The organism is Amycolatopsis sp. NPDC005003 (assembly GCF_053600695.1).
Window position 1 is genome coordinate 132,190 of record NZ_JBSGAI010000009.1, and the last position, 16,066, is coordinate 148,255.

A 16,066-nucleotide genomic window follows, 5' to 3' on the forward strand; every position below is an offset into this window, starting at 1 on the left:
ATGCCGAGGTGGGGGCTGCGATGGAGTTCAAGGTGCTCGGACCGCTCACCGTCACGGACGGAAACCTGAGCGCTCACCTGCCCGGCGGGTTGCGGCGCCGGCTGCTCGCGGCCCTGCTGGTCAACCTGAATTCGGTCGTGTCGGCCGATCGCCTGGTCCACATCCTCTGGGGCGACGACGCTCCGCCGTCGGCGTCGCGCAACCTGCACAACCAGGTGTGGCGGGTGCGGGCGGCCCTCGACGAGTGCTCACCCGGCATGGGCGCGGTGCTGATCACCCAGCCGCCCGGCTACCAGCTGCGGGTGGATCCGCAGGTGGTCGACGCCGTGCGCTTCGAACAGGCGGTCACCGAGGCGGTCGCCGGGGCGGCCGAGCGTCCCGACCGGGCGGCGGCGCAGCTGACCAAGGCACTCGAGCTGTGGCGCGGGCAGCCCTACGCGGAGTTCGCCGGGCAGGAGTTCTGCCGGTACGAGGCCATGCGGCTCGAAGAACTGCGCCTGGTCGCCACCGAGGAACGGTTCGAAGCGATCATCGCCTCGGGCAGGCACGCGGAGCTGGACGGCGAGATCGAGGCGTTCGCCGCCGAGCACCCGTTGCGGGAACGGCCCCAGGACCTGTTGATGATGGTCCTGCACCGGGCCGGGCGCCAGGCCGACGCCGCCGCGGTCTACCGGGAGTTCCGCCGCCGGCTGGTGGAGCAGATGGGGCTGGAGCCGTCCGCCGCGCTGCGCCGTCGCCACGAGCACATCCTGCACGCCGATCCGATGCCGGAACCGGACCGGCGGCGCGCCCGCGTCGGCAACCTGCGGCTGGAGCTGAGCGAGCTGGTCGGCCGCGGCGAAGACATCGTCCGGGCGCTGGCCACCCTCCGCCACACCAGGGTGCTCACCATGACCGGGGTCGGCGGGGTGGGCAAGACCCGGCTCGCCCTGCGGGTGGCGGCGGAAGCGAGCGAGGCGTTCCCGCACGGCGTCTGGGTGTGCGAGCTCGCCGCGGTGCGGGACGGCTGGCTGGTGCCCGACGTGCTGGCGACCACGCTCGGCATGCAGGCGCTGCCGGGCATGACCGTCACCGACGGGCTGGTCGACTTCCTGCGCTCCCGGCGCGCGCTGCTGGTGATCGACAACTGCGAGCACGTGCTGGACGCCGCCGCGCAGCTGGTCGACGCCGTGGCGCGCGACTGCCCCGAGGTCGTGGTGCTGGCCACCAGCCGCGAGCCGCTGGGGGTCGACGGTGAACACGTCCTGCCGGTGGGCCTGCTCGAGGTCCCGCCGCCGGACGTGGGCCGGGACGTCGACCGGGTGGCCGCGGTGCCGTCGGTGGCGCTGTTCGTCCGCCGGGCGAGCGCGGCGACCGCGACCTTCACCCTCGGCGGGCACAACGTCGCGGAGGTCGCCGAGATCTGCCGCAGGCTGGACGGCCTGCCGCTGGCCATCGAGCTGGCCGCGACGCGGCTGCGCTCGATGTCCGTGGCCGAGGTCGCCGCCCGGCTGGAACGCCGCCTGGACTTCCTGCACAGCATGCGGCGGGTGCGGGAGGAACGGCACGGCACCCTCGGCACCGTCGTCGGGTGGTCCTACAACCTGCTGGCCCCGATCGACCGGGCCGGCTTCGACCGGCTCAGCGTGCTGGCCGGGTCGTTCACCCTGGACGACGCCACGGCCATCGCCGCCGGCGGCGACATCGGTGCCGCCGACGTGGTCGACGTCGTCGCCGACCTGGTGCACAAGTCCATGCTCGTCGCCGAAACCGAGCACACCCCGACCCGGTACACGATGCTGGAGACGCTGCGGATCTACGGCCGGGAACAGCTCGAACGCAGCGGGCGGCTGGCGCTCCTGCGGCGCCGGCACGCCGCACACTGCGTCGCCGTGGCCGAGGCATCTGCCGACGGGCTGGCCGGGCCGGACGAAGCCGGCTGGGCGGCCAGGATCGGCGCGCTGCTGAACGACCTGCGCACCGCGCACACCTGGGCGCTGACCACGGATCCGGCGACCGCGATCCGGCTCTCCGCGGCGTTGCTGCGCTACACCTCGGCACACGGACCGGCCGAGATCTACGGCTGGGCCGACCGGGCGGTGGCGGCCGCGACCCACGAGCCGCCCGGTCCGCGCCTGGCGGCCGCACTGGCCGTCGCCGCCGCGGGCGCCGCTCGGCGGGGCGATCTGGCCGACGCGGAGGAGCTGGTCGAGCGGGGGTTGCGCGCGGTGCCCGAGCGGACCGACCCGGCCCGGCGGCATCTGCTGTGGGTACTGGCCAGGGTGGCCTCCTACCGGGGCCGGCTCACCGACGCGGCCACCCTGTACGCGAAGGTCGCGCAGCTGGCCGAGCAGGCCGGTGACACGCATTGCGTCGCCTACGTCACCGCGAGCGGCGCTCTGCAGCACGCCTACCGGGGTGCCGGCGAACAGGCCGTGGCGCTCGCCCGCAAGGCCGGGAAACTGGCGGTGGTCACCCGCAACCCGACCGCCGTCGCCTGGGCGCACTACGCGCTCGGAGTGGCGTTGCAGGACCGGGATCCGGAGCGGGCGCTGGCCGCCCTGCGGCAGGCTCGCGAGGTCGGGAGCGCCGGCGGCAACACCTACATCCCGGGGGTGGCGCTCAGCGTGGCCGCCGCCGTGATGACCCGGCACGGCGACGTGGACCGGGCGGCGCGGCTGACCGCCGAGGTGATCGACCACTGGAGCCACGAGAGCCACTGGGCGCAGCAGTGGGTCGCGTTGCGCACCGCTGTCTCGGTGCTCGCCCGGTCGGGGGAGTACGAGGCGGCGGCCACGCTGCACGGCGCACTGACCGCCAGCGACGGCGCGATCCCGCCGATCGGGGCCGAATCCGAGCTGGTCGACGCGGTCGTCGGCGCGGTGGCCGGCCGGCTCGGCGCCGGGCCGTTCAGCGCCGCTCTCACCCGCGGAGCCGCGCTGAGCGACGACGACGCAGTGGTCTTCGCGAGGACCGCGCTCGACCGGATCGGCCGTGCCGGGTCCGTCACCCCCGCGCACTGGGTGGTGTCCCGGCGGGCCCGGGGCGAGGTCGCGGCCGGGGCGTGACCGGGGCTATCCGGCGGTGCCCGCCCCGCGCAGCCCGGACGCCCGGGCGTGGGCGCGTTCGAGGCGCCGCACGGCTTCCGGCATCTCCGACGGCGCCAGCGTGGCGAACGACAGTCGGAGGTGGCGGGAACCATCGCGGTCGATGCAGAACGGGGGACCGGGAACGATCGCCAGGCCCTCCTCGATCGCCGCCGCGGCCACCGCGGGGGCGTCCACCCCCGCGGCCGTGATGGCGGCCCAGAAGAACAGTCCGCCACGCGGTGCGGAGAAGGTCAGCCAGCCGAGCTCGCCGAGCAGCCCGGCGAGGTGGCTCGCCCGGGTGCGGTAGAGCGACCGGATGCGGAGCAGGTGCCGGGGCAGGAAGCCCGGCCGGCCCAGCAGCCGGCTGACCACGTGCTGGCCGAAGGTGTTGGTCTGCAGGTCCGCGTCCTGCTTGGCACTCGCCAGCGGGCCGACCAGCTCGGGCGGAGCGACCAGCCCGGCCACCCGGAACCCGGGGCACAGCGTCTTCGACAGGCTCAGCAGCCGGATGACGCGGTCGCCGAAAGCGTCGATGGAGGGCAGCCGCACACCGTCGAACGCGAGATCCGCGTAGGGATCGTCCTCGACGATCAGGAACCCGTAGTGGCCGGCGAGCTCGGCCAGGTGCCGGCGGCGCTCCTCGGTCAGCACCGCCGCGGTCGGGTTGTGGAAGTGCGGTACGACGTAGACCAGCCGGCAGCGGGCACCACGCCGGAGCCGGCCGGCCAGCGCCTCGGTGTCCATGCCGTCCTCGTCCCCGGGCACCGCGAGCAGCTCGGCGCCGGCCTGCCGGAAGACCCGCACCGCACCGAGGTAGCCCGGATCCTCCAGCGCGACCGGGTCACCCGGCGCCACGAGCGCGTTCGCCACCAGGGCGAGGCCCTGGTGGCTGCCGCTGGTGACCAGCACCCGGTCCGGGTCCGTGTGGCCGCCGGTCTCGCCGGCCCGTGCGGCGAGACCGGCCCGCATCGCCGGGACGCCTTCGACCGGGCCGTACTGCAGGGCGGCCGCGGCCGCCGAGCTCATGACCTCGTCGAGAACGGTCACGAGCTCCGGCACCGGGAAGCTGTCCGGGGCCGGGAGGCCGCCCGCCATCGACAGGACACCGGGGGCGGCCGCGGCGGCCAGGATGTCGCGGATGGCGTCCGGCGCCGGCCGGTCCACTGTGGTCACTTGCGCGCGAGGAACAGCCGGCCGGTGGGGAAGCCGAGCTCGACGGTCTCCACCTGCCGGAAGCCGGCGCCGGACAGCTTCTCCTCCCACTCGGGGACCGACAACAGCTTGCGGGTCATGAATTCCCGGTGGTAGTAGGTCACGATGGAGCTGAACCGGCGCTCCCGTTCGGTGCGGACGTAGGGGATCGCCTCGGTGATCGCCATCAGGCCGCCCGGGCGCAGCGCCGCGCGGCAGTTCGCCAGCACCGCGTCGGCGACGTGCTCCTCGTCCGGCATCATGTCGTGGAAGACGAAGCCGGCGTGGATGACGTCGGCGTCGAGCAGCGGGCCCGGATCGGTGGCCAGCGACTGGATCGACCGCTGCACCACGGTGAGCCGGTCGCTCAGGCCGGCATGCACGGCCGCCTCCTTCGCCGCGTCGCACGCACCCCGGTCGAGGTCGAGGCCGACCCCGGTGGCGCCGGGGAGCACGTCCAGCAGTTCGATCAGCAGCCGGCAGGTACCCGAGCCCAGGTCGGCGACCCGGGCGGGGCGCACCTCGGTGATCGCCTCGAACGCCGCGGGGTAGAACGCCAGCGATCCCATCCACTGCGAGCTGACGGCGACCTGCCTGCCGTCGCGGACGTACGCCGCTCGCGCGCGCTCCGGATCGACGAGGAACTCGCGCGCGTGCTCGACGAAGGGCCGGTTCGCGTTCATCGTCCACGACACGTACCCCGCCTGGTGCCGGATGACGTCGTAGTCGGGCACGATCCGGAAGGAGCCGTCGCCGGTGGGCTCGATGATGCCGGCGGACTCCAACGCTTCGAGGTAGCGGGCGACACCGCTTTCCGGCAGATCGGCGATCGAGGCGAGCCGGCTCGCGGTGACCTTCCCGCCGGCGCTGATCTCCTCGAGGACGCCGAGCCGGTCGCCGATCTCCAGCAGCGCCGCCGCGGCCGCGATGTCCGGCGCCGAGGCGCTTTGCTTGATTTCCCGGAAAAGTTCACGTCGGGGAGTGGCGGCAATGGTCATGGGGCATTCCTTACGTTCGGCTCTGATCGATGAGAGCAGATCTGAAAATCGGCTGGATCCGAGGGGAATCGACCCCGTTCGGGCGATTCGGCGGCAAACCGGTCAACCGGCCGCGAGGCGCAGCACCGAATGCAGCAGGGTGCGCGCGCCGGCGATCAGGTGCGCGTCGTCGGTGTGCTCGTCCGGGGCGTGGCTGACACCGTCGTGGCTCGGCACGAAGATCATGCCGATCGGGGCGATGTCGCTCACGATCTGGGCGTCGTGACCGGCGGCGCTGAACATCTCCAGGTGCGCGAGGCCCAGTGCGTCGGCGGCCGCGGTGATCGCCCGCTGCGCGGCCACGGTGGTCGGTGTCGGCGCGGTCACCGGGCGAACGGTGGCCTCGATGTCGAGCCCGGTCGCCGAGCCGAGCCGGGCCAGCAGGCCGGTCAGCGCGCGTTCCGCGGCGCGCAGGCGGTCCGGTCTGCTGTCCCGGATCTCCGCGGTCAGTTCCACCCGGCCCGGGATGACGTTCGTGACGTTGGGCTCGGCGTCGATCCGCCCGACCGTGCCGACGGCGCAGAGACTGTGTTCCGCGGCCAGCTCCTCGACCGCGAGGATCACCCGGGCCGCCACCGGCAACGCGTCCCGGCGCAGGGCCATCGGGGTCGTGCCGGCGTGGCCTTGGCGCCCCTGCACGGCGATGTCCAGGATCGTCCGCCCGGTGATCGCGCCGACCACGCCGATCGGGATGTCGCGGGCTTCGAGCACCGGGCCCTGCTCGATGTGCAGCTCGAGGTAGCAGGCGATGGAGCCCGGTGCCCACGCGGCCGCGCCGATGGTGTCGAGGTCCCCGCCCGCCGCCCGCAGCGCGGCACGCAGCGGCAGGCCGCCCCGCTCCGCCGCGGCCGTCGCGGCGGCGACGTCCACCTTGCCGGTGAGGGCGAGCGAACCGAAGAAGGGGTAGGGGAATCCGGCGCCCTCCTCGTTGGTGAAGGCGATCGCGACCGGTTCCACCGGCAGTTCGACCTCGGCCTGCGCCAGCACCCGGACCACCTCGCACGCCGCCATGACGCCGTAGGTGCCGTCCAGGCGGCCGCCGTCGACGACGGTGTCCAGGTGTGAGCCGAGCAGGACGACGGGCTTGCCGGGATCCGCCCCCGCACGGCGCACGATCAGGTTGGCGGCCTGGTCGACGTGCGTGGTGAGGCCGTCCTCGCGGCACCGCGCCGCCAGGTAGCGGCGGGCCGCGGTTTCCTCTTCGCTGAGTCCGGTCCTGGTGATGCCGCCCGGACTGGGCCGGGCCCCGAACGCCGCGATCTCGTCCAGCCGGCGCAGCAGCAGGGCGGCGTCGATGTCCTGGCCGGGATCGAGGCCCGCGCCGCCGGCCGGTGTGGACAGCACTGCGGGATCAGCCGGAATGCTCATAACGTCCTCATGCCGTGGGAAGGGGGTTTTCATGCCGGTTCGAACTGGCATTCCGGCAACGATAATCCGGCCGTCTATCACCGGGCTATCCATGTGCGATCAGCGATTTTCCGGAACGGCGGTTGACTGTCGGACCTGGCCTGGAAACATGACTCAGTGCGTCGGCGACGATGCGAATGCCGTCGGCCCGACAACAGTGGCGAGGAGCCAGATGAGAAGCATTTGGAATCTGGTGGCGCACAATCGGAACTTTTTCCTGTTGTCCGGCGCCAACCTGATCTCGCTGGCCGGTGACTGGATTCTGGGCATCGGGATGATGTTCTACGTCTACACGGTCACCGGGTCCGCGCTGGCCTCCGGCGCCATGCTGCTGGTGGCCCTGGTCCCGCAGCTGCTGTTCGGTTCGCTCGCCGGCGTGTTCGTCGATCGCTGGGACCGCAAGCGCACGATGGTCGTCACCAACCTGCTGCTGGCGCTGGTCCTGGTCCCGCTGTTCGCGGTGCACGACCGAAGCACGATCTGGGTCGTCTACGTGGTCGTCTTCGTCCAGGGCGTGCTCGAACAGTTCTTCCAGCCTGCCGAAGGCGCGATCCTCCCGCACGTCGTGCCGGCCGAAGACCTGGTCGCCGCCAACGCGCTGAACGGCCAGAACCGCCAGGTCGCCCGGTTGATCGGCGCCGCGGCGGGCGGGGTGCTGGCCGCCACCGGCGGGATCTTCCTGGTCGCCGTCGTCGACGTGGCCAGCTACCTGCTCGCCGCCGCACTCGTGGCGATGATCCGCGCCGAAGTGCCGCCGGAGCCGGCCGGCGTCCGGGGCCGGGTCGACCACGAATGGCGGGCGGGGATCGCGCTGTGCCTGACCGAGCGGGACCTGACCACGCTGCTCGTCTTCCGGCTGATGAACGGGTTCGGCGAAGGGGTGCTCTCCGTGCTGATCGCGCCGCTGATCATCAGCGTGCTGCACGCCAGCAGCGCCGAGTACGGCTCGGTGATCTCCGTGCAGGCGGTCGGCGGGATCGCGGGCGGGCTGGCCATCGCCGCCATCGGGCGGCGCCTGCCGCCGCGCGTCCTGCTCGGCTACGGCGCGCTGCTCTTCGGCGCCATCGACCTGGTCATCGCGCTCTACCCGCTGGCCCTTCCGGCACTGTGGCCGATCTTCATCCTGATCACGGTCGCCGGCGCGCCCTCGGCGGCGCAGCTGGCCGGGTTCGCCACGCTCCAGCAGACCCGGACGCCGGACCGGTACCGCGGCCGCGTCTTCGGCGCGCTCAGCGCCGGATGGGCGTCGGCGATGCTGCTCGGCGTCGTGCTGGCCAGCCTGCTCGGCGACGTCGTCGGGATCATCGCGATCATCTCGCTGCAGGGCCTGATCCACATCGTCGCCGGCCCGTACCTGCTCGTGCGGCTGAGACCGCGGGCGCCGGCGGCGAACGGCGTGGCGGTCCTCGCCGCCGAAGACAACCCGGCCGGCGGATGAGCCGCCCGATGGACGGGGCCATCACGGTGCCGCAGCACGCGGAGGCCGGCGTACGCGCCGGCGTGGGCACGTCGTTCGGCACGTTCGGCGAGCTCCTGCAGGGGGCGCTGCCCGGATCCGAGCAGGACTTCCTGGTGACCCTGCCGATCGCGCGCTGGACCACGGCGGTGCTCACCTTGGTGCCGGGAGCCGGCGAGCTGCTCGTCCGGCCGGCCGGCAAACACAAGGCGTTGCGTGCGGCCCGGATAGCGCTGGCCCGGTACGGGGTGCGGTCCGGCGGCACCCTCACCCTGACCAGTGACCTGCCGGAGGGCAAGGGGATGTCGAGCTCGTCGGCCGACCTGGTGGCCACGGTCCGGGCCGTCGGCGCCGCCTTGGGCGTCGCGGTCTCACCGGCGGACACCGAGGCCTGCCTGCGCCGGATCGAGCCGACCGACGGCCTGATGTACCACGAGATGGTCGCGTTCTACCACCGCAAGGTGAAGCTGCACCGGGTACTCGGTCCGACGCCGCCGCTGACCATCGTCGGGATCGACGAGGGCGGGCAGGTCGACACGGTCCGGTTCAACGCGGCCCGGCCGGTGATCACGGCGGCCGAGCGGCGCGAATACCGCACGTTGCTCGACCGGCTCGGCACCGCGCTGGCCGGCGGCGACCTGACCGAGGTCGGCCGGGTCTGCACCCGGAGTGCCGTGCTCAACCAGCCGAGGTGCCACAAGCGGCACCTCGAGCCGGTGCTGGAGATCTGCAGGGACGTCCGGGCGCTCGGGGTCAGCGTGGCGCACAGCGGCACCATCGTCGGCGTCCTCGTCTCGGACGACGATCCACGCCGCGCCGGCAAGGTCCGCGACGCCGTCGCCGCCTGCACCGAACTCGCCGGCGCGGCCTCGATCGACCACACGCTCGAGCCGGCGGCCGCCCGCCCGGCACCACGAGACGACGACCGGGAGGGCGTGTCCTATGCGGACTGACAACGGGACCGAGCAGGGCTGGACGCTGATCGGCGGCTTCGAGGCGCAGGTACGCGCGGTGCCCGGCGCCGTCGCGCTGGTGGACGTCGACGGCACCACGACGACCTACCGGGAACTCAACGCGCAGGCGAACCGGCTGGCGCGGCTGCTCGTCGGCCGCGGTGTCGGCGCGGAGGTCCGGGTCGCGCTCGTGCTGGAGCGGTCGCCGGCGCAGGTGGTGGCGATCCTCGCGGTGCTGAAGGCGGGCGGCGCGTACGTGCCGATCGACGCCGGCTACCCGCCCGAGCGGATCGCCCTCATGCACGCCGACTCCGGGGCGGCGCTGGTGCTCACGACGAGCGACCTCGCCGCCGGCCTGCCGGCCGGGACCGGCCCGATCGTGTCGCTGGACGAGCCGGGGACCGTCGCCGCGCTGGCGGCGCACGCCGACGGCGACCTCGGCCTCGAGGTGTGGGGTGACCAGGCGGTCTACGTGATCTACACCTCGGGTTCGACGGGCACCCCGAAGGGGGTCGTGGTGTCCAACGCCAATCTGGCCACGTTGTTCGTCGAGGCCCAGCGGATCCTGCGGTTCGGGCCGTCGGACGTGTGGACCCTGTTCCACTCCTGCTCGTTCGACTTCGCCGTCTGGGAACAGTTCGGCGCGCTGCTGCACGGCGGCCGGCTGGTGCTGGTGTCGCGCGAGCAGGCCCGTTCGGCCGAGGAGTACCTCGACCTCGTCGAGCGCGCGGGCGTGACGGTGTTCAACCAGACGCCGTCGGCGTTCCTGCAGTTCGTCCAGACGGCCGACGGCCTGGGCCGGACCGGGTGGACGGACCCGCTGCGGGTCGTCTTCCTGGGCGGCGAGTCGCTCGAGGCCGCCCGGCTGGCGGGGTGGTACGGCCGCGAGCCGGCGAGCCGGCCGATGGTGACCAACGCCTACGGGGCCACCGAAGTCTCGATCCTCAACAACATCCGGCTGATGGACCGGGCGAGCGCCGCGGCCGGCGCCGGCAGCCTGATCGGCACCGGCCTTCCCGGGCTCGGCGTGACCGTGCTGGACGCCGCCGCCGATCTGGTGCCGCCGGGCGAGATCGGCGAAGTGCACGTGTCCGGGCCCGGGGTGACCAGGGGCTACCACGGCCGGCCCGGGTTGACCGCGCGCTCGTTCGTGCCCGATCCCGCCGGGCCACCCGGCTCGCGGATGTACCGCACCGGTGACCTCGCGCGCTGGGCCAGGGACGAGCTGGAGTACCTCGGCCGGGCGGACGACCAGGTGAAGATCCGGGGTTTCCGGATCGAGCTCGGCGAGGTCGAGGCGGCGATCGCGACCTGCCCGGCGGTGGCCCGGTCCGCCGTGGCCGCCCGGGAGGACCGGCCGGGAGACCAGGTCCTGGTGGCCTACGTGGTGCCCGACGGCGATCCGGCCGGCCTGCCGGCGGCGGTGAAGGCCTGGGCGGCCGCCCGGCTGCCCGCGCACATGGTCCCGGCCATCGTGCTGGCGGTACCGGACCTTCCCTTGACACCCAACGGAAAACTCGACCGCAAGGCGTTGCCCGCCCCGCCGGTGCGCGCGAGCGCGGGCGACGGGACGGAAACCGGCACCGAGCGGGCCGTCGCGGCGATCTGGGCGCAGCTGCTGGGCCGCGACGGCGTCACCAGGCTGGACGACTTCCTGGACCTGGGCGGTCATTCCCTGGTGGCCGCCCGGATCGCCGCCCGGGTGCGGGCCGAGCTGAACACCGGTGTGCAGGTCCGCGACTTCTACGACTACCCGCGGCTGGCGGACTTCGCCTGCCGCGTGGACGCGTTGCGCGTACCGGCGGCCGGGACGGCGGAGGGCGAATGACCACCGGACCAGGACGTCTCGCCCCGCAGTCCTACGAGCAGCAGCGGCTGTCCCTGTTCGAGGGGCTCGACGACGGCGGGGTCGCGAGCAACGTCGCCTACATCCACTGGATCACCGGTGCCCTCGACACCGCGGCGCTGACCGCGGCGATCACCGCCGTGCACGCACGACACGAAGTCCTCCGCACCCGGTACCCGGACGTCTCGACCCAGGAAGTGCTGCCGGCCGGGGAAACCCCGCCGGCACAGCTCGACCTGAGCGCCGGCCCGGACCCCGCGGCCGAGCTGCGCCGGCTGGTGGACCGCCGGGTCGGGACGCCGTTCGACCTGGCCGCCGGAGCGCCGGTGCGGTGGATCCTCGCCGCGCTGGGACCGGACCGGCACGCACTGGCGATGGTGGTGCACCACATCGCCATGGACGCCTGGTCGCTCGCGGTGCTCAACCGGGACATCTCGGAGCTCTACTCGGCGTTCCACACCGGCCGGCCGCCCCGGCTGGCCGAGCTGCCGACGACCTACGCTGGCTACGCCACGGCGCAACGCGAGCGGCACGACGCCACCGCGGCGCCCGAACTCGACTACTGGGTCACCGAACTCGCCGGCCTGCCCGGTCCGACCCGGCTCCCGTTCGACCGGCCGGCCGGCCACGAGACCGGTCGCCGCGGCGGGGTGCACCGGGCCCCGGTCCCGCCGTCACTGGTGAGTGCGGCCGCGAGCCTGGCCAAGGCGGAACGGGCGTCGGTGTTCATGGTGCTGCTGGCCGCGTTCTCCTGGCAGCTCGCCCGGTGCGGCGACCAGCGCGACTTCGTGGTCGGGGTGCCGAACGCCGGTCGCGACCAGGACGGGCTCGACGCGGTCGTCGGCTGCTTCATCGACACCCGGCCGTGCCGGATCCGGCTGGACGAGGCCCCCACCTTCCGCGAGCTGCTGGCCGTGGTCCGCAAGTCCGCACTGGACTCCTACCAGCACGGGGCGCTGTCGCTCGAGCGGGTGGTCGCCGCGGTGGGGCCGGACCGCGAGCCCGGCCGGGATCCGCTGGTGCAGGTGAGCTTCGGGGTGACGAACACCCCGGACGCCGGACTGCGGCTGGCCGGCCTGGAGGTGACCGAGGAGGAGCGCTACTCGCCGGCCACCGCGCTCGACCTGGCGGTGATCGTCCTCGACGAGCCCGCGGGCCTCACCGGCCTGTGGCAGTACCGGGCCGACCTGTTCGACGCCGGCACCATCGCCGGGCTCCAGGCGGACTTCGACCGGATCGTGCGCTGGGCCACGGCCAACCCGGACCTGCCGCTGACCGGCTTCACCGGGTTCACCGCCGGGTCCGCTGTGGACGGTGCCGGCGCGGCCGCCGAACCGGCCGCGGACGACGAGGCCGGAGCAGTCCCGCGCACCGCGACCGAGGAACTCCTCGTGCGGCTCTGGTGCGAGACGCTCGGGCTGGACTGGGTCGGCGTCGGGGAAGACTTCTTCGAGCTGGGCGGGCATTCGCTGGTGGCCGCTCAGCTCGTGGCCCGGATCGAGGCCCGGCTGCCCGGCCTCCCCGTCCGCGGGCTGATGCGCGACGTCCTGCGGTACCCGACGGTCCGCCGGTTCGCCGCGGTCCTCGACGAGCGCCTGGCCGGCCACGCCGCGGCCGAGCCCCGCCGCGTCCCGATCCTGCCCCGCGGCGAGGCCTTGCCGCTCTCGCTCGGGCAGAAGCGGCTGTGGTTCCTCGACCAGTTCGTCAACGACAGCAACGAGTACCTGGTGCCGTGGATCCTGCGCCTGTCCGGACCGCTCGACACCGGTGCGCTGGTCGCCGCGCTGACCGAAATCGTCGCCCGGCACGAAGTGCTGCGCACCAGCGTGGTCGTGCCCGCCGACGACCCGGTCGGGGTCGTGCGCGACGTGCGGGCGTTCACGGTCGCGGTGGCCGAGTGCGCGGAGGCCGACCTGACCGCGACGATCACCGCCGAGACCACCCGGCCGCTCGACCTGGCGGCCGGCCTGCCGATCCGGGCCACGCTCCTCCGGCTCGGCGACACCGACCACGTCCTGTGCCTGACGGTGCACCACATGGTCTTCGACAACTGGTCGGCCGGGCTGTTGCACGAGGAGCTCGACGCGCTCTACGGCGCGTTCACCGCGGGCCTGCCGTCACCGCTGCCGCCGCTCGTCGCGCAGTACGCCGACGTCACCGCGAATCAGGAGTCCGGGCAGGACGGTCCGGAGTTCGCCGCGAAGCTGGCCTTCTGGCGGGCCGAACTGGCCGGTGCGGAGCCGTTCGAACTCACGCCGGACCTGCCGAGGCCCGCCCGACGGACGTCACCGGGCCGGACAGTGTCCTTCTCGGTGCCCGCGGACGTCCTGGCCGGGCTGGAGCGGATCGGCACCCGGCACGGCGCGACGACGTTCATGACCCTGCTGGCCGCGTGGCAGGTGCTGCTGCACCGGTGCACCGGTGCGGACGACATCACGGTGGGCACCACGGCCGCCGACCGGGAGCTGACCGAGTCCGAGCCGCTGATCGGCCTGTTCGTCAACATGCTCGTGCTGCGCGGCGACCTGTCCGGCCGGCCCTCCTTCGGAGAGCTGCTGGCGCGCACCAGGGACCGGACCCTGGAGGCCTACGCGCACCAGGACGTGCCGTTCGACCGCCTGGTGGAGGAACTGGCCCCGCAGCGGGACCTGGCCAGAACCCCGATCTTCCAGGTCATGGTCAAACTGGACAGCGGACGGCAGCGGCCGCCGTCCTTGCCGGGGTTGACGGTCCGGCGGCTGGCCAACGCCCCGGTGCCCGCCAAGTACGACATCGAACTCACCTTCGCGCCGAGCCCCGCCGGCGGCCTGTCGGCCGAGCTCAGCTACGACACCGGCCTCTACCTGCCGGCCACCATCGACCGGCTGATCGGCCACTTCCGCACCCTGCTCGCCGACATCGCGGCCGGCCCGGACCGCCCGATCGACCGGCTCGCGCTGACGGACGCCGCCGGCCGGGCCGAGGTCGAGGCGCTGGCCGCGCGACCGGAGGTCCCGGTTCCCGCGCTCTGCCTGCACGAGCTGGTCACCGCGCAGATCGACCGCACGCCCGGCGCGGTCGCGGTGGTGCAGGACGACCGGGTGCTCACCTACGCCGAGCTGGGGCGCTGGTCCGACGCGGTCGCGGTGTGGCTCCGCGAGCACGGCGCCGGACCGGACGTGGTGGTCGGGGTGGTGCTGGACCGTTCGATCGAGCTGGTCGTCGCGGTGCTGGGGGTCCTCAAGTCCGGCGGTGCGTACCTGCCGATCGAGCCCGGCACGCCGCCGGCCCGGATCACCCGGCTGCTCCAGGACTCGGGCGCGCCCGTGTGCCTGGTGGAGCCCCGGGAGGCGGGCGTCGTCACCGAGGCCGGCAGCCGGGCCCTGCTCGTCCCGATGCGGCAGTCCAGCCCGCGCGGCCCGGCCCCGGCTCCGGCGGTCGACCCCGATCACCTGGCCGCCGTCTACTACACCTCGGGATCGACGGGACGGCCCAAGGGCGTCGCCAGCACGCACGGCGGCTGGGTCAACCGGATGCGCTGGATGCAGCGGCACCACCCGCTCGGCGCGGAGGAAACGGTGCTGCACAAGACGACCATCACCTTCGACGACGCCGCGGTGGAGATCTTCTGGCCGCTGATGTCCGGGGCCACGGTGGCGGTGCTCGGGCCGGGACGGCACCGTGACCCGCGCGCGATCGCGGACGCGGTGATCCGGTACGACGCGGTGCACGTGCAGTTCGTGCCGAGCATGCTCGAGCTGTTCCTGGACACGGTCACCGCCGCGGACGTCGCGCGGATGCCCGCGTTGCGCAGCGTGCTGTCCAGCGGCGAGGCACTGCGGCCGGAGCTCGCCGGCCGGTTCCGCGAGGTGTTCGGCGAGGCGGTCGTGCTCGACAACACCTGGGGCGCCACGGAAGTGTCCATCGACTCCACCTGCCACGTCTGCCGGAGCGAGGACGCGGCCGGCACCACGGTCCCGATCGGCAGGCCGATCGACAACAACGAGGTGCGGGTGCTCGACCCGCGGTTCGAAGAGGTGCCGGTCGGCGTGCCCGGCGAGCTCTGCATCGGCGGGGCCGGACTGGCCCGGGGCTACCTCGGCGACCCGAGGCGGACGGCGGAGGTGTTCGTGCCCCACCCGGAACGAGCGGGCGAGCGGCTGTACCGGACCGGTGACTGGGGCAGGCGCGGCCCCGACGGTGTGCTGACGTTCCTGCGCCGCCGGGACGATCAGGTGAAAATCCGCGGCGTCCGGGTCGAGCTGGGCGAGGTGGAGCACGCGTTGCGCGCGCACCCGGCGGTCGCCGACGTCGTGGTCGTCGCGTGGGTCGCGGCCCCGGGGGACAAGCGGCTGGCCGCGTACGTCGTGGCCGGCTGTTCGTCCCGGGAACTGTTCGAGCACGCCCGCGCCGTGCTCCCGGCGTATGCGGTACCCGGCTCGATCACGGTGCTCGACGCACTGCCGAGGCTGCCCAACGGAAAGCTGGACCGGAAGAACCTGCCCGAGCCGGTGATGACCGGCCACGAGGACGAACACCTCGCGCCGCGCACCGCCACCGAGAAGGCGCTGGCCGGGATCTGGGCGGACGTGCTCGGGCGGGACCGGGTGGGCGTCGAGGACGACTTCTTCGCCATCGGCGGGCATTCCCTGCTGGCCACGCGGGCGATCGCGCGGATGCGGCAGGCCTTCGCGACCGAGCTCCCGTTGACCCTGATCTTCGAACGCCCGACCGTCGCGCGAATCGCCGAGGCGATCGAGGAGATCGTGCTGGCCGAAGTGGCCGGGCTCTCCGATGCCGAGGCGCGCGAGCTGCTGAGCTGATCCGGCCGGAGCGAGTCCGGCCACCGGAAGGGAAGGGGTACCGAGATGTCGGAGAACGAGACCGGGGCGGACCGCTACGTGGTGGTCGTCAACGACGAGGAGCAGTACTCGATCTGGCCGGAGGGCAAGGACGTGCCCGCCGGGTGGCGCACCGACGGCACCGCCGGGTCCAAAGAGGACTGCCTGCGGCACGTCGAGGAGGTCTGGGTGGACATGCGTCCGCTCAGCCTGCGCCGGAAGATGGCCGACCGGCAAGCGGCGGCGAACGGCTGAGCGACCCACGAGACCGGACGGACCAGACGCGAG

The 16,066-nt window shown here is 73.5% G+C and carries 9 protein-coding genes; 6 read left to right on the top strand and 3 right to left on the bottom strand.

The window, feature by feature from the left end:
• Nucleotides 1-20: 20 nt before the first annotated feature.
• Nucleotides 21-3,047, top strand: coding sequence for a BTAD domain-containing putative transcriptional regulator (locus tag ACWED2_RS13480; RefSeq protein WP_449690737.1), 3,027 nt, complete (start codon nucleotides 21-23; stop codon nucleotides 3,045-3,047).
• 6 nt (nucleotides 3,048-3,053) lie between these two features.
• Here the strand turns inward: ACWED2_RS13480 and ACWED2_RS13485 are convergent, their stop codons facing one another.
• The 3 genes from ACWED2_RS13485 to ACWED2_RS13495 form a co-directional block, all read right to left on the bottom strand.
• Nucleotides 3,054-4,241 carry an aminotransferase-like domain-containing protein gene (locus tag ACWED2_RS13485; RefSeq protein ID WP_449690738.1) on the bottom strand — a complete coding sequence of 396 codons (1,188 nt, stop codon included), beginning with the start codon at nucleotides 4,239-4,241 and terminating at the stop codon, nucleotides 3,054-3,056.
• Nucleotides 4,238-5,257 carry a methyltransferase gene (locus tag ACWED2_RS13490; RefSeq protein WP_449690739.1) on the bottom strand — a complete coding sequence of 340 codons (1,020 nt, stop codon included), beginning with the start codon at nucleotides 5,255-5,257 and terminating at the stop codon, nucleotides 4,238-4,240. The genes ACWED2_RS13485 and ACWED2_RS13490 overlap by 4 nt, the downstream gene beginning before the upstream one ends.
• 102 nt (nucleotides 5,258-5,359) lie before the next feature.
• Nucleotides 5,360-6,664, bottom strand: coding sequence for a hydantoinase/carbamoylase family amidase (locus ACWED2_RS13495; protein WP_449690740.1), 1,305 nt, complete (start codon nucleotides 6,662-6,664; stop codon nucleotides 5,360-5,362).
• Between the two features lie 259 nt (nucleotides 6,665-6,923).
• Here ACWED2_RS13495 and ACWED2_RS13500 point away from each other — a divergent pair, with 259 nt between their 5' ends.
• Genes ACWED2_RS13500 through ACWED2_RS13520 form a run of 5 tightly spaced genes read left to right on the top strand, consistent with a single transcriptional unit; the run spans nucleotide 6,924 to nucleotide 16,033 of the window.
• Nucleotides 6,924-8,141 (top strand): MFS transporter, encoded by a 1,218-nt coding sequence (locus tag ACWED2_RS13500; RefSeq protein ID WP_449690741.1) that lies wholly within the window; start codon nucleotides 6,924-6,926, stop codon nucleotides 8,139-8,141.
• An 8-nt stretch (nucleotides 8,142-8,149) separates the two neighbouring features.
• The gene (locus tag ACWED2_RS13505; protein ID WP_449690742.1) at nucleotides 8,150-9,112 is read left to right on the top strand and encodes a GHMP family kinase ATP-binding protein; all 963 of its coding nucleotides are present in this window, start codon (nucleotides 8,150-8,152) and stop codon (nucleotides 9,110-9,112) included.
• Nucleotides 9,102-10,940, top strand: a complete 1,839-nt coding sequence (locus ACWED2_RS13510) for an amino acid adenylation domain-containing protein (RefSeq protein ID WP_449690743.1) — start codon at nucleotides 9,102-9,104, stop codon at nucleotides 10,938-10,940. Before ACWED2_RS13505 ends, ACWED2_RS13510 begins: the two co-directional genes overlap by 11 nt.
• The gene (locus tag ACWED2_RS13515; RefSeq protein ID WP_449690744.1) at nucleotides 10,937-15,760 is read left to right on the top strand and encodes an amino acid adenylation domain-containing protein; all 4,824 of its coding nucleotides are present in this window, start codon (nucleotides 10,937-10,939) and stop codon (nucleotides 15,758-15,760) included. The genes ACWED2_RS13510 and ACWED2_RS13515 overlap by 4 nt, the downstream gene beginning before the upstream one ends.
• 45 nt (nucleotides 15,761-15,805) lie before the next feature.
• Nucleotides 15,806-16,033 (top strand): MbtH family protein, encoded by a 228-nt coding sequence (locus tag ACWED2_RS13520; protein WP_449690745.1) that lies wholly within the window; start codon nucleotides 15,806-15,808, stop codon nucleotides 16,031-16,033.
• Nucleotides 16,034-16,066: the final 33 nt, after the last annotated feature.

Bases quoted from the DNA above. Each gene is read 5' to 3' on its own strand.
- ACWED2_RS13480 (WP_449690737.1), top strand. From the start codon at position 21: ATGGAGTTCAAGGTGCTCGGACCGCTCACCGTCACGGACGGAAACCTG.
- ACWED2_RS13490 (WP_449690739.1), bottom strand. From the start codon at position 5,257: ATGACCATTGCCGCCACTCCCCGACGTGAACTTTTCCGGGAAATCAAG.
- ACWED2_RS13495 (WP_449690740.1), bottom strand. From the start codon at position 6,664: ATGAGCATTCCGGCTGATCCCGCAGTGCTGTCCACACCGGCCGGCGGC.
- ACWED2_RS13505 (WP_449690742.1), top strand. From the start codon at position 8,150: ATGGACGGGGCCATCACGGTGCCGCAGCACGCGGAGGCCGGCGTACGC.
- ACWED2_RS13510 (WP_449690743.1), top strand. From the start codon at position 9,102: ATGCGGACTGACAACGGGACCGAGCAGGGCTGGACGCTGATCGGCGGC.
- ACWED2_RS13515 (WP_449690744.1), top strand. From the start codon at position 10,937: ATGACCACCGGACCAGGACGTCTCGCCCCGCAGTCCTACGAGCAGCAG.
- ACWED2_RS13520 (WP_449690745.1), top strand. From the start codon at position 15,806: ATGTCGGAGAACGAGACCGGGGCGGACCGCTACGTGGTGGTCGTCAAC.